At 31.8% G+C, this 12,503-nt stretch carries 11 protein-coding genes; 10 read left to right on the top strand and 1 reads right to left on the bottom strand.

Going from position 1 to position 12,503, the window contains the following annotated elements; all coding sequences use genetic code 11:
• Positions 1-36: 36 nt before the first annotated feature.
• From KM029_RS11855 to KM029_RS11830, 6 genes are all read left to right on the top strand, one after another.
• Positions 37-276 carry a hypothetical protein gene (locus tag KM029_RS11855; protein ID WP_144073490.1) on the top strand — a complete coding sequence of 80 codons (240 nt, stop codon included), beginning with the start codon at positions 37-39 and terminating at the stop codon, positions 274-276.
• 90 nt (positions 277-366) lie between these two features.
• Complete coding sequence (locus tag KM029_RS11850) at positions 367-1,962, top strand: cation:proton antiporter family protein (RefSeq protein ID WP_144073489.1); 1,596 nt, start codon at positions 367-369, stop codon at positions 1,960-1,962.
• 371 nt (positions 1,963-2,333) lie between these two features.
• Positions 2,334-4,526, top strand: a complete 2,193-nt coding sequence (locus KM029_RS11845; protein ID WP_144073487.1) for a sensor histidine kinase — start codon at positions 2,334-2,336, stop codon at positions 4,524-4,526.
• A 2-nt stretch (positions 4,527-4,528) separates the two neighbouring features.
• Positions 4,529-5,182, top strand: coding sequence for a response regulator transcription factor (locus KM029_RS11840; RefSeq protein ID WP_144073486.1), 654 nt, complete (start codon positions 4,529-4,531; stop codon positions 5,180-5,182).
• 244 nt (positions 5,183-5,426) lie between these two features.
• Positions 5,427-5,954, top strand: coding sequence for a DUF3124 domain-containing protein (locus KM029_RS11835; RefSeq protein ID WP_158631039.1), 528 nt, complete (start codon positions 5,427-5,429; stop codon positions 5,952-5,954).
• Between the two features lie 11 nt (positions 5,955-5,965).
• Positions 5,966-7,156, top strand: a complete 1,191-nt coding sequence (locus KM029_RS11830; protein WP_144073484.1) for a potassium/proton antiporter — start codon at positions 5,966-5,968, stop codon at positions 7,154-7,156.
• An 85-nt stretch (positions 7,157-7,241) separates the two neighbouring features.
• Here the strand turns inward: KM029_RS11830 and KM029_RS11825 are convergent, their stop codons facing one another.
• Entirely contained in the window at positions 7,242-8,834 is a 1,593-nt protein-coding gene (locus KM029_RS11825) for a hypothetical protein (protein WP_144073483.1), read from the bottom strand.
• Positions 8,835-8,995: 161 nt separating this feature from the next.
• Here KM029_RS11825 and KM029_RS11820 point away from each other — a divergent pair, with 161 nt between their 5' ends.
• The 4 genes from KM029_RS11820 to KM029_RS11805 all read left to right on the top strand — a co-directional run bounded on the left by KM029_RS11820 (position 8,996) and on the right by KM029_RS11805 (position 12,502).
• Entirely contained in the window at positions 8,996-9,682 is a 687-nt protein-coding gene (locus KM029_RS11820; RefSeq protein ID WP_144073482.1) for a DUF2490 domain-containing protein, read from the top strand.
• Positions 9,683-9,974: 292 nt separating this feature from the next.
• Positions 9,975-10,250, top strand: a complete 276-nt coding sequence (locus KM029_RS11815) for a hypothetical protein (RefSeq protein WP_144073481.1) — start codon at positions 9,975-9,977, stop codon at positions 10,248-10,250.
• Positions 10,247-11,821, top strand: coding sequence for a tannase/feruloyl esterase family alpha/beta hydrolase (locus KM029_RS11810; RefSeq protein WP_144073480.1), 1,575 nt, complete (start codon positions 10,247-10,249; stop codon positions 11,819-11,821). The genes KM029_RS11815 and KM029_RS11810 overlap by 4 nt, the downstream gene beginning before the upstream one ends.
• 6 nt (positions 11,822-11,827) lie before the next feature.
• Entirely contained in the window at positions 11,828-12,502 is a 675-nt protein-coding gene (locus KM029_RS11805) for a MarC family NAAT transporter (protein ID WP_144073479.1), read from the top strand.
• The last annotated feature ends 1 nt before the right edge of the window (position 12,503 follow it).

Below are 12,503 nucleotides of genomic sequence, written 5' to 3'. Positions count from 1 at the left end.
TGATCTTAATATAAAGTACCCTAGTGTTGATTTTCAATGCTAGGGTATTTTTTTGAATTAATAGGAATAGATAGATTATATGGTCAACAATTAGAAGAGCATGATGTTACGTTTTTTATTAGACCTACCATTACAATTGTAGGGTTATTATTTTTATCTATTATCGTAGGTCAATTACTGATTGAAGAAAAAAAAGGTAATAGGAAATTGAAAATATTGGGTTTATCCACTAGTTTATTAGGTGTTTTGTGGAGTGTACATAGTTATTTAAATTAGTGAATAATTAACTACAATTAAACAGTTTTAAATTGAATTTATACGTAGACTCAATTAATCACATTCTAAAATTAAGAAACTACAAACTATATGAACGAACAGATCATACTGATTATACTTACTACTTTTATAACAGGATTTCTTGCCTTTAAATCTAAATTTCCACCCCTTGTAGGATTTCTGATAGCGGGGTTCATTCTTCATTCTTCTGGAATCGAAAGTAATGAAATTATTGAGTGGCTTGCTAATGCAGGAGTAACACTTCTTTTATTTACCATTGGATTAAAGTTGGATATCAAAATGCTGATAGGAAAGCATATTTGGTTGAGTGCATTATTGCATAATTTAGCATCATCTCTTTATTTTTTCTTAGCCTTATGGGGTTTACAAATAATGGGAGCTGGATTATTAGCATCTTTAGATTTTATACAGCTGCTTCTTGTGGCTTTTGCACTTTCTTTTTCGAGTACCGTATTTGCAATTAAAACGTTGGAAGAAAAAGGTGTCATGAATGCAATATATGGTGCTTTATCCATAGGAGTACTCGTAATGCAGGATATTTTTGCTGTAGTTTTTATGACTATTTCCACCGGAAAAGTACCAGAAGTATGGGCTATTTTACTTTTTGCACTACCATTACTTAGACCACTTTTTTATAAAATTATGGATACAGTAAAGCATGGAGAGATGCTTACTATTTTCGGTATTTTTATGGCTTTTGTAATGGGAGCAGGATTGTTTGATATGGCAGGGTTAAAACCAGACTTGGGAGCATTAATTATAGGTGTTTTGCTATCAGGTCATCCTAAAGCCTCAGAACTTTCAAAATCACTTTTCAACATTAAAGAATTACTTTTAGTTTGTTTCTTTTTAGATATAGGTTTATCAACTTCATTGAGTACTTCAGCCTTTGTTTTTGCATTTGTATTAATTGCATTGTTGCCATTTAAAGCATGGTTGTACTTCCGTTTTTTCGACCTCTTTAATTTTAGAGTAAGAACTTCAGTTTTCAGTGCTTTAACACTAATGAATTATAGTGAATTTGGGTTAATAGTTGGAGGTTTGGGTTATAAACTAGGGTGGATTCCAGGAGAACTGTTAGTAAGTATTGCTATAGCTGTTTCTTTATCTTTTATAATTGCTTCACCTATTAATAATTGGAGTAATGAAGTATATAAGTTCTTAACTAAAATAAAGAGTGAAAATAGTAGTTTGAATAAGATGGATCAGATGCTTGATATAGGAGAAGCAAAAGTTTTGATCTTAGGAATGGGTCGTATCGGAACAGGTATTTATGATGAAATAAGTAAGGAGTTTAAAGAAAGAGTATTAGGGATCGATACAAAAGAAGGTACAGTTTTAAATCACATAGAAGATGGAAGAGTTGTATTACAAGGTGATGCTGTAGATTGGGATTTTTGGCATAGAATTAAAAACATAAATCAGTTTGAAATTATCCTATTTGCCATGCCACACCATCATTCTAATGATTTAGCAGCTCAACAATTAAAGGAAATGAATTTTAAAGGAAGAACAGCAGCAATTGTTGAATATTCAGATCAAATTTCTCAATTAAAAGAAAATGGTGTTGATGCCGTATATAATGTATATAGAGAAGCTGGAAAAGGTTTTGCCACGCATGTTTTAGAAGAATTTAATGAAGGAGAAACAATAGTTTATACGTGAAAAACCTAGATGAACTATTTTAGTGAAAATACGATGAAAATAATAATGTAATGTCTCTAATTTTGGGTTTAAGATAGTCATAATTGAGCCTATTAATATGGAGGAAATATTCATTAAAAAGAATTCAAAAAAAAAACGATTAGAGTTTAGGTATCAAAGGTATGTTGCATATATTGATTATATTGAAGAAGACCATCATTTAATCCTTTTTCATACTTTTATTCCGCAAGAGTTACATCTGATTGAGAATTTTGGATTTCACTTTCTCTTAAAGGTGAAAAATTTTTCGATCGAAAAGCAGTTGATATTACATGCTCAATGTCCTTATGCAAAGGCATTACTGAAAAATATCAACGAGAAAATATGTTGCAATGAATAACCTTTTAGAAGATAAAAAACGACCTTTCTTTTGGCTTTTTTTACTGAATATATTACTAATATTAGGTATACTAACCTCACTTGCTCTCCTGTTTGTTAATCAAGAAAGATTATTTGATAGCCAAGTAAATAGATACAATTCTTATCGTTTAGGTGATGCTTTGAGGCAGAGTGATGATTTTTTAACAGACTATTGTAAGAATTTCATAATTACAAAAGATACTATTTGGGAAAAAAAATACTGGGATTTAGTAGCCTTAAGAGAAGGGAAACTCATTCTAGAAGAACAAGGTTGGAGTACTTCTATTCTTGATAGTATGTACCAAATGGGGTTCTCTGAACAAGAGTTTACTTTATTAAAAGAAGCACTAGGCAAATCAAATCAACTGATTAAGAAAGAGACACAAGCATTTAATGCCGCAAAAGGTATATTCTTGGATAGTGCAAATCAATACACAATAAAAGGCACTCCAGACATGGATAAAGCACTTCAAATTTTATACGACAAAGAGTATTTGTTCACTAAAAAAGAAGTAATGGAGCCTATTGTTAGATTTGAAAGTTTAATAGAATCGCGTACACAAGCAACAGTAGAAAAAAATAGAGAACAAGTAGAACATCTATTGATTACAATATTTGTAACTATAGCTATTTCCGTTCTCTTATCTATCATTACGTATTACATGATTGTAAAAAGATTGATTCAAAAAGAACAACTTTCCAACCAATTACAATCTAGGAACAAAGAACAGGCATGTCTTTATAAAATTTCTCAATTAACAGAAAGCACATCAAAAGATATAAAACATATACTAGAATCGGCAACGTTAATTATACCTTATGGTTGGCAATTCACAGAAAAAACATGTTGTAGAATAACGTACAAAGAAAGTGTTTTTACATCTCTTCATTTTACTAAATCAGAATGGAAACAAGAAGCGAAAATTTATAATGGAGCAACAAGTATAGGTACAATAGAAGTCTTTTATAACGATCTATCACTTAATAGAAAAGAGAGTCCATTTTTAAAAGAAGAACAGGAGTTGGTAGAAGCAGTAGCATCGCTTATTAGTAATTTTCATGAAAGGAAATCTTATCTAGAAAACCTAAGTGAAAGTAATAAAAGCTTAAAGAAAGAAATAGCCGCAAAAGAAAAAACAGAAATAGCATTAATTGATAAAGAACAACAACTACAATTTGCTTTAGATGTTTCTAACGAAGGGATATGGGAGATTTATCACGATTCTGACGTGATAAATTTTAGTGAAAGGTGTTATAGCATACTAGGTTTTACGTCTAAAAGTGCAGAGTTAGATCAAATGGTTTTTTGGAAAGATTTAATAATTGACGGAGATCAAGAAAAGGCGTTAATTAATCGTATTAAAGAGATAAAGAGGAGTGGTCTTCATGATAGTATTTATAGAATAAAAACAAAAGATGGACAATATAAATGGATTCATACAAAAGGAAAAGCTGTAGCATTTTCAGCACAGAATGTACCTCTTAGAATTGTAGGTACAATGTCTGATATTACCGAACGTATGAAACAGGAAGAGAAAATAGTTGATGCCATTTTAGAAACAGAAGATAAAGAAAGAAGTAGAATTGCACGGGAGATTCATGATGGGTTACAACAAACGATGTCTACTTCTTTAATGAGTTTTGAGAAAGTAAGGTCGTCTGTAGATTTTGAAGAGCAAAAAATATACGAAAGGTTTCATATGGGGTATCAATACCTTAAAAAAGCAATTGAAGAGAGCCGTACATTAGCACACAACTTAATGCCTAAAGTTGTTAGTGATAATGGAATTGTAGCAGCAATAGAATCTTTAGTATCAGCTATTCAACCTTCATCTGCTACGGTATTTAATTTTGATCAGAACATTCTTGAAAATAAATTAAAACTATCTGTAGAGATGACCCTCTATAGAATAACACAAGAAGCAGTAAACAATGTGATTAAATATGCGAATGCATCAAAATGTAACATTCAATTATTAAAGCATTCTGATGTGGTCTTATTAACGATAGATGATAATGGTGATGGATTTGTTATAGATCAAAAAGAAAAAACGTTTGGTATTAATAGTATGCGTACTAGAGCAGAATCTATTGGAGCCTATTTTGAAATTAATAGTCATCTAAATAAAGGAACTCAAATATTAGTAGAACTTCCATTGAAATAAACATGAGCGAAATTAAAATACTACTCGTTGACGATCATAGCATGATCAGGTTTGGTTTGAAATCTTTTTTAGAAGATGATGACATTGTTGTTACTGCTGAAGCAAAAAATGGTATAGAAGCATTAGAACTACTTAAAGATATACAAGTTGATGTTGTAGTAACAGATATTATGATGCCTGAAATGGATGGGATTGTTCTTACACAAAAAATAATGCAAGAGTACCCAAATAGTAAAGTTTTAGCATTGACGATGATGAATGAGTCGCAGAATATTAAGCGAATGCTAAGTGCTGGGGCAAAAGGTTACCTACTCAAAGATTGTACACAAGAAGAATTAATTAAGGCCATTAAAATGGTTAATCAAGGAGAGGCTTTTTATTCTAATGATGTAACTCAAATTATTATGCAAGGGCTTGGAACTAAGCCAAAATCAAAAAAAAGAACGGTAAAAGATATTGCATTAACAGAAAGAGAAATAGAAGTATTACATCTTATCTGTAAAGAAAAAACAAACGCAGAAATAGCAGAAGACCTTTTTATAACTTTAAGAACTGTAGAAGCACACAAACGCAATTTATTAGAAAAAACTGGCTGTAAAAATGTAGCCGGATTAGTACTTTACGCAATCGAACGCAGTCTTTTCGACGATTTATAAAACCCATATACGTGTTTCACCTATAGTATATGTATAATACCAATTTATTCAATATTAGGGTAACGACTACAGTATTACAGGCATAAAACTAGACATTTGTTATATAAATTAATAACAATAAAAATAAAGAAGATTATGTCTAGAATTATCCTTATTACCGCAGCAATATCATTGATTATATTTTTCATCAATTTAATTCTACAGAAAGATTAGTATGATGAGAAACAAACAAAATAAAAAGAATATGATATACATAATATGGGGTGTTTTACTGATTGGAGCATGTGTTTTTTCATGTAATAAAATTATCAATATAGGTAATGAAGAACTTGAAAAATCGCTTAATTACTTAGAATTAGATGATGAGTATGTTCCAGAGCTGATGTTTAATGAAAAACGTTATGTCCCTGCTTACTCTAACATATATTATAAATCTAAGTCGACTTACATTTATTGCACAGTCGTAATGAGTATTCGCAATACTAGTATGACGGAAAGTATATATTTAAACGAAGTGGATTATTACAATTCATATGGTATTAAAATAGAATCGCTTATTGAGAAGAAAAATAAGCTTAGACCATTAGAAACAAGAGAATTTATTATTGATTTTAAAGATCAAAAAGGTGGTTCGGGAGCAAATTTTATTGTTTCTTACGGTGCAAAAAACGAATTGAAAGATTTACCTATTATTGAAGCGATAACAATTGGTCATCATGGTAATAATGGATTTACTTTTAATTCAAACTCTCAAGTATTACAATCACAATAAATTAAGCTATAATGTTAGGAAATGAGATGACATTGTTAATTGCCGTCTTAATTATAATCGGTATTTTACTGTATAACCCAACTAAAGATTTAGGAATACCTGCTGCCTTTATTTTTATAGGTGTAGGTTTATTCTTAGGCAATGGGGAGTCATCTTTTGAAGTATATGATAATCCTGAATTATCTGAATTTATAAGTCAAACTGCATTGGTACTCATCATCTTCGTTGGAGGGTTACATACCAAAGTTTTAGATATAAAAAAGGTAATAAAAGAAGGAATATTAGTTTCTAACATTGGGGTTATAGTCACCTCTTTAACGTTAGGTGTTTTTGTATCTTATGTAACGCCACTATCATTATTAGAAGGGCTTTTGTTAGGGTCGATTGTATCTTCTACAGATGCCGCAGCAGTTTTTGGTGTATTAGAAGCCAAGAAAATGAAATTGAAATTTGCTTCTGATAAGGTATTAGAATTTGAATCTGCAACAAATGACCCTATGGCAATGATCCTCACATTAATTTTTGTGAGTATCTTACAAAATCCAGATTCACCTATAAACTACGTGGAGTATATTCAGTTTTTTGTACAACAAATTTTTATAGGTGGAGGTTTAGCATTTACTTTATTCCATATCGTTAAGTTTTTATTTAAAAAGTTTCATTTTCAAGAAGAAGGACTAATCCCAATTTTACTTTTTAGTTCGCTTATTGTCTTCTTAAAAGTAAATGAATACTTAGGAGGAAATGCTTTAATTGGAGCGTATATTTTTGGTGTATTATTAAATACTTTAGACTACCAGAATAAAGACAATTCACTACATTTCTTTAATAGTTTTTCTTGGTTGGCACAATCAATTATGTTCTTAATATTAGGACTACAAATGTTCCCAAGAAGTTTATGGGAGGTATTACCAATAGCCATATTACCAGCATTGTTTTTATTCTTTATTGCACGTCCTTTAGGAATTTTTCTTTCTTACTTACCGTTAAAAGAACCTTTAAATAAAAAGATATTTATATCGTGGAGTGGGTTAAAAGGAGCTACTCCCATTGTATTTGCCTTAATCCCAATTTTATCGGAAGTAAACAATGCTGATATGATATTTTATATCACTAGTTTCATTGTTTTACTATCGCTAATCGTACATCCATTTAGTATGGAGTTTTTAGCAAAGAAAGTACATCTATTAGAAGATGAATAAATTTCGCTTTGACTACTAGTACGTATAAGAATAAGGTGAATAAAAAAGGTTGAAGAGTAACTGCTCTTCAACCTTTTTTGTTATTCTAAACTTCTATGGTAAAACCTGCTTTTTCTAAGCCTTCTACTAAATGCTTTGCAAGTGATTCTTCTTTTATAAATCGTCGTATTAATAGATTACTATTCTGCACAAAATCAGGTCTCAGTTTTAAGAGTTCTTGGAGATGCTTTTGTGCTTCTTCTGTCCGACCAAGCTGAGCGTAACAAGCAGCCCTTAGAAGAGGTCCCCAAATTACTAAAGGAACATGGTAACTATTGGCCTCAACTAACGCCTTTTCATAATCAAGTTTTCTATAATGAGATAAACATTTCACACCATGAAGCCAGACAGGGAAATCAATATTGTTTAAGTAAATCCTGTCTAACAATTCTATTCCTTTATCCCACTCTCCATACAAACACAAGAAATTAGCAAAAATACCTAAACGAAGGGGAGTGTTTGCTGCTGTTTTTATACTATTGTTGACAATATGAAAGAAGCGGTCTTTTTCATCGAAAATAAATGTCTTGTAAGCAATCATTACCTGTACAATCTGACTTTTAGGATTTAAGGTATATGCTTTTTCGATTAACCTTTCACATTCTTCTTTGTCATGTTCAGTACCCATTGCATTAATGTAGACAGCACCATGTAAATTCCCCAGTAATGCATTTAAAATAGCAGAATCAGGGTCTTCTTTTAAAGATTCTTTTAGTGTTGATAAAAACTGATGATGGGAATCTTCTGTAAAGCGAGAGAGATAAAAATACCACATGAGCAAAGCTTGATCCTCTTTATAAGTGGTAGGTTTACTGACTAATAATTCTTTGTATCTTTTTTCATTGATATGCCCTGTTTCCGACCCTACGTGAGTGGCAATTTGGGCTGTAATATTTTCTTGAATATCAAAAAGGTCATCTTCTTGAAGATTGAATTTATAATGCTCTCCCCAAGTATGTGAATTGTCACTAAGGTCGGTCATATGAATGGATAACTTCGCTTGTGCTCCCATTATTTTCATATCACCTTGAATAACAAAACGAATGTTCTGAGCTTTTAATTCTTCAATAAACGTATTGTCATAATTGATATTATCAAAACTAAGTGTTGAACCTATAATTTTTATATCATCGTATTTTGATAACTGAATGGATAAATCTTGAGAAAATCCAAAGCAAAAGTATTCTAAATCTTTATTACTAGATAGGTTTTTGAAAGGTAGAATAGTGACACAAGCCTTTTCTTCTACGGGAGTATATTGTATTGTTGGTTTTAGTGTGTTTGATGTATTTTTATTTTCATCAATGCTATTTTCAATTGGCGTAACTAGAGGTATATATTTCCCTTTTGGGATATCAATTTTTAGAGGATCATTTTTTCCATCTTCTAAGTAATATAATTTCAATAACCGCCTTAATCGACCAACATTAATACGCACTAAAGCATTTTGATCAGGATCGAAACTATCTCCTTGCTCAAAAACATCTATTCCAATATTATATCCTTTCAACTGATCCGCTCTTCCTTCAATATATTCAGTCACAATATATTCTAAGAGTCTTCTCATTTTTGGTTTGTTGATAAACTCATCACTTAATGTGATTTTTTGAAGTTGTTCCTGCAATTGAGTATCGATCATTTCTAGAAGATTTTATGACTTTGATAGACGTTTACTATTAACTGTAACATACAGTTAATAACTAATATAGTTCAATATTTTTTTTAATATTTCGTGCTAATGAATATAACGTGAAATCTTATAACAAGTTTTTATAATTAGGGATTTAAAAATCAAAAATTATGATAAGATATAGGAAGATTTTATTCCTGTTGGTATTGGGAATAATACCTCATAATTCTTTCACTCAAGATATTCTATGGTTACATTATTTTAATCAATATAAGCTGTCTTATAAGTTTAGTATTGACTCAGACATAGGATACCGGGAGTATTTCTCAGAAGGGAATAGAGGACAGATTAGAAGTGGATTAAGATATGATATTACTGAAAATATGTATGTAAGAGCAGGGGTAATGCTAGTTGATGGAACACAGGTTCGTCAAGAAATACGCCCTTATCAAGATTTTGTAATTAAAACACGGTTTAATGCTTTTACCCTTTCTCAAAGAGTTCGTTTTGAAGAACAATTTTTTGGAGATAATGCACAGACAAAAATAAGGTTGAGGTATAATCCTTCTATTAAGTATTCTTCCTCTTTTGGCTATTTGACTTTTGGAATAGAACCCTTTGTTGCTTTAAATGAAAATGACTTTAGAATAGTGAGTAATCGAACGTATATAGGAATAACGAGGAGAGCCTATAAGAATATTTTTGTCACGTTAGAGTATATCAATGAAAGAGGTTATAAAAGAAACGAAAGACAGCATATAAATGAAACTAACTTGATACGTGTCAAAATAAATCATGTGATACATCCTTTGAAAGTCGGACCTTTGTTTGGGCGTAAAAAAGTAACCCTTGAATAACGAACTACTTCTCCCTCTTACATCTTCAAATATCTCATCACATTCAAAGCATCTTTCACCCCACAACCAATTACAGAAGGATCTAATTGTTATGATTTCACTTCATGAATTTTATGTGATTAAAATAAGCCTAACGTGTTTAAGTATATGTTTTTTAGGAGGTATATAACATCGTAAACAATGATGTTTTTGTGAAATAGAATATAAAGATAGACTTAACCGTAACATACGGTATATAACTAACATAGGAAGGTTTTCCTGCTCAAATTTGCACAAGATAAAACGGAAAACTATGAAAGAAGTTATCGAAAGTCTTTGGAAAAATGAGCTGAAAAGAGATTTCCCGGAGCATACTAATACAATAGAACATCTCTTTGACTCTATCGATACCATAATAGATCTTGCACGAGACTATTACTTATGTAAACATCAAATTAAAGTGTTGAATAAGGAGACCAAAGGCGATTTGATCGAAGAGTATAAAGATACTCTCCAAGAACTTCATGAAGAGTTGGACTATTTCATTAGAAAATACAGTATTAAAATTCATAAAAATCTATCAAAATGAACAAAGAAAAATTAAACCTTCTAAAGGTGCTTATATTAACCTTGTCATTATCTACTCTCGTTGGTTTTACATATACTATTAAACAGAATAAAGGAGGAAACCCTGATAATATTCCTGAAATAGCAGATGTAAATATTACTTCTATATCAAAGGAAGATGCTATGGCTCCTCATTATAAAGTAGCTGGGATTATTGGGAAGAATACTAAGTTTGAATTATTACTTCCTGATAATTGGAATGGAAAATTTGTTTTCGGTGGAGGTGCAGGCTTTGTAGGGTCGGTCATCAATCTGGCGTTAAGTTATAATGTTTTAGAAAAAGGCTATGCTACGGTAGGTACAGATACCGGTCATGAAGGTGCTAACCCAATAGATGGCCGATGGGCAGAAGGAGATATGGAAGCTATTGTCAACTTTGGACACATGGCAGTACATAGAACAACAGTTGTTTCTAAGGCTATTATTGAAGCTTTTTACAACAATAAAATTGAACATAGTTATTTTGTGGGTTGTTCTAGGGGCGGTGGCCAAGCGATGATGGAAGCACAAAGATACCCAGATGATTTTGATGGTATAGTGGCTGGAGCACCAGCCTATGAATGGACTTCAGGTTTAGCCATGGGGATGACACATAATGTGAGTAAAATGTTTCCAGATCCTAATAATTTAGATGAGCCTTTGGTAAGTATATCTGATTTAAAATTAGTAGAAGACGCTTATTTAGAAATGTGTGATGAGTTGGATGGTATCAAAGATGGAATTTTAAATGATCCAAGAGCTTGTCATTTTGATATAGAAACATTGTTATGTGAAGGTGATAATAAAGAAGATTGTTTATCACAAGAACAAATTGATGCCTTAAAAGCTGTTTACGAAGGACCACAAGATAAAAATGGAGATATATTTTATGGTTTTCCTTTTGGAGGAGAGACACATAAAGATGGATGGGCAAAATGGATTACGGGTGGATTGAATCATGTAGATGATGGAAATACATTTCATCAAGGAATTGATAATTCGTCGGAAGAAAAATTCCCTACGCCTCCAAACTATCAATATGGTTTTGGTACACATTTAATGAAGTTCTTTATCTACCAAGATTCAACATGGGATTATACAGATTTTGATTATGATACTTTCAGAGATGATGCTTTATTTATTGGTCAAACGTTGAATGCTTCAAGTCCAGATTTATCAAAATTTAGAGCCAACGGAGGAAAGTTATTGATGTACTCTGGATGGTCTGATCCTGCGATTACTTCATTAGGTACCATTGGTTATTATGAAGATGTGATTGACTTTGATGAAACAGCAGAAGATGACGTGAAATTGTTCATGATGCCGGGTGTATTGCACTGTGCTGGTGGAGATGGCCCATGGTATGTAAACTGGGTAGATGAAATAGATAATTGGGTGGCAAATGAAAAAGACCCTGAACAAATCATTGTGTATTTTATTGATGAAGAAATGAAGCCTGCAGGTTCGAGATTACTTTGTCCTTATCCTACAGCTGCTGAATACGATGGAGTAGGTGATACTCGTGATGTAAAATCTTTTAACTGTGGAAACTAGACAATTATGATAGGTATTATAGAAGTTGCATTTATTACATTCCTTGCATTACTACCCATTTCAAACCCCTTTAGTAGTGTTCCTTTGTTCTTATCATTAACAAAGGGACACTCCAGAGAGTGGTCAAATCAGCAAGCATTAATGGCCTGTTTATTTATGGCAGGGATTCTCCTTACTTTTTTATGGTCAGGAGCAATCATTATAGAATTTTTTGGAATATCAATTCCGGCCATTCGAGTAGCAGGTGGCTTAATTATTCTAAAAGTAGGTTTTGGGATGTTGAACCCCAAAGAAACAGATGAAGTTTCTGAGGAAATGAGAGAAGAGTCTAAGAAGAAAAGTGATATTGCTTTTACCCCATTAGCAATGCCTTCGATGGCTGGTCCTGGATCAATATCTGTTGTGATAAGTATGGCGGCAGGTTCAGATAACTTACCCGGGTATGTCGGTATTTCAATGGGTGTTTTACTCGTAGTATTAGTTGCTTTTATGGCACTAAGAGGTGCTCCATTAATATCAAAAGTACTTGGTGTTACAGGCTTAGATGCTTTAACTAGAATAATGGGATTCCTATTAATTTGTATTGCCTTTCAGTTCGTCCTTGATGGTATTGGTGGGTATATGAAGAGTGAATTATTCTTAGAACCAATTATTGATAAAATTCAACTATTGATGTCTTAGT

It is taken from the genome of Flammeovirga kamogawensis (assembly GCF_018736065.1).
Taxonomy (GTDB): Bacteria; Bacteroidota; Bacteroidia; order Cytophagales; family Flammeovirgaceae; genus Flammeovirga; species Flammeovirga kamogawensis.
Note: the sequence above shows the minus strand (reverse complement) of the source record. Positions and strands in the feature narration are given on the sequence as shown.